The 2,399-nt window shown below is 46.9% G+C and carries 1 protein-coding gene; it reads right to left on the bottom strand.

The genetic code is table 11. From position 1 onward, the window contains the following. Nucleotides 1-7: 7 nt before the first annotated feature. Nucleotides 8-1,810, bottom strand: coding sequence for a group II intron reverse transcriptase/maturase (gene ltrA / locus PMG25_RS11585; protein WP_283767060.1), 1,803 nt, complete (start codon nt 1,808-1,810; stop codon nt 8-10). Nucleotides 1,811-2,399 lie beyond the last annotated feature (589 nt).

Below are 2,399 nucleotides of genomic sequence, written 5' to 3' on the forward strand. Positions count from 1 at the left end.
AATTAAACTAAGCCGGGCAGTCACCCACCCGACTCGTCTTCAAAACCGTGCGTGAAAGTTTCCCTTCACACGGCTCCTCAACAACTTGGTTCTTGTCATGAACACCAAGACTACCATCTCTGGCAGTTTTAACATCGTGGCAGTGTCGGTGAAGAAGTTGAAGGTTCTCATATACCTCCTTTCCGCCTTTTGACTTGGGGATGATATGGTCGATTTCCATCACGTCTTCCTCACGGAATGTTAGTTCGCATTGGGTACACTTCCCTTTTTGTTTCTTTAAGAGCTTAGAGACTCTTGTGGATACTCCAGGTTGTTTTCCCATTCTTGTACTCCAATATTTTAGGTTGCCGTCGTATGGGCTGGCTTCGCCTTTAACCTTGACATGACGTACGATTGGCGTTTCACTATGGCTTCTTAACTGCATCGGGTTTGATTCCGAGCGGGTTGCAAATGCCCAGTTACGTCTTCCAATTGTTTGCCAATATTTAATGGCTATCCACTTACCTGTTTTATTCGAGTGCCTTCTTCTCCCCCATCGGAGTAGTTTCCAGAATAGAAGGTTATCCAGGTAGGAGAAGACTTCTTTAGACACTATCGTTGAGTAATAATTGCTCCATCCCCTGATTACCGGATTAAGATGCCTTATTAGGGCTTCTTGCGGTGCGGAGATGTGCATTTCGATTATCTCTTTCAGTTTTCGGTAGTGGGTTTGGATAGCTTTCTTGCTGGGTTTTATTATGGTTTTGAACCCTAGGGGGTTTCCGCGTGGATTTGCTCCGGTTTTGTATTTTCCGACGTTGTATTGTCGGATGTTGAAACCAAGGAAATCAAATCCTGTGCTTTTCCCTTCCAACGTATGGGTTAGATGGGTTTTAGCCTCTTTGAGTTCTAGCCCAATTCCTTTTAGCCATTCCTGAATGTGGTCACGGCACTTTTGTATTACATCTCGGTTTTCGTGGATGATTACGAAGTCGTCGGCATATCTAATTAAGGACACCGCCTCTCTTCGGTGTGTGAGACTACCCTTTCCGGGTAATTTTCCCACTAAGTCTTTGATGATCTCCTCCATGCCATGGAGGGCGATATTTGCCAGCAAGGGGCTTATTACGCCTCCCTGTGGTGTACCCTCATCCGTTGGAATTAGCTGCTTGGAGTCAATTACTCCAGCTTTTAGCCATGCCCGGATTTGTCGTCTAATAGCGGGAAATGTTTCGAGCTTATCAAGTAGGGCGTTGTGATTTATCCTGTCAAAGCATTGAGCAATGTCCGCATCTAGCACCCATTTGGGTTTGTATCTGATGGCGTTGAATATGGCTCCTATTGCGTCATGACAAGACCTTCCGGGTCTAAACCCGTAGGAGTTTGGTTCAAAAACAGCTTCCCATTGAGGTTCGAGTGCCATTTTTACTAGGGCTTGGGCTGCGCGGTCATTCATGGTGGGTATTCCTAGTGGTCTCTTTTCACCCCGTCCCGGTTTCGGTATCCATACCCGACGAGCAGGTTTGGATTTCGAGCTGAGTTTCAATTGACCTACCAGGTTCATACGCGCTTCTGGAGATAGGGCTTTAACCCCGTCTACTCCTGCGGTCTTTTTACCCTGGTTGTCTTGTGTTACCCTTCTGACCGCTAAAAGCTTGGCTGACCAGCTCTTCAGTAGCAACTTTTGGAGTCCGCAAACTGTTCTTACGTCACCACGACGCTTGGCTTGATAAATCCGTTTTTGCAGTCGGAACACGCAGCGTTCAACTGATTTCCAGTCGATTTGTCGCCATTCCAGTCTCACCGTATTATTGCTAATCGTTTTGGACATAACTGTTACTCAAGCTTTATCTTCCAAGTTATCGTGAGTCCGTCAGCATATCCAACTCATTACAAGTTGGCGTTTGCTTCTGACTCAATCTCCCCCCCTGTTAGCTTACGGATGGTTTCCTGCTCAGGTTTTCGACCTTGTTCCTGAGAGCATAACAGGAGGTTAATTCGTTCCGGATATCGATTGTTTGTGCGGTTAGGATGCCACTTTACGCCGGGTTTGTTCCGGGTACATGAGAGGTCAAAACAGTAGTTGCCTCCCCTTAATCCTTAGCCTTTTGGCTCCTGCGTATCAGTCTAATTTTCGCAGGTTTAAGATAACGACGCTTCAGACATGGCTTCGTATTCCTATCCGTACGCACTTGCTTGACGGGGTACTCGTTTTAGACCCGAACTTAACCGTCTTTCATCCCCGCTTCACCGATTGATGACCAGTCGCTACAATGGGGGAGGTGCTTTCACGTGATGTACCTCACGGGATGGGCTTACACCATCATCGATATCCAGTTGTCAAGGTTCTATATCCCTTGCCCCGCCTACGTTTTAGGGGTTTCCTTTTACTTTTGGCGGGAACGAATCGCACACTGTTG

This window comes from Roseofilum capinflatum BLCC-M114 (assembly GCF_030068505.1).
Lineage (GTDB): Bacteria > Cyanobacteriota > Cyanobacteriia > Cyanobacteriales > Desertifilaceae > Roseofilum > Roseofilum capinflatum.

What these genes read in the sequence shown, in the direction of transcription:
- ltrA (WP_283767060.1), bottom strand. Translation starts at nt 1,810, where the DNA reads ATGTCCAAAACGATTAGCAATAATACGGTGAGACTGGAATGGCGACAA.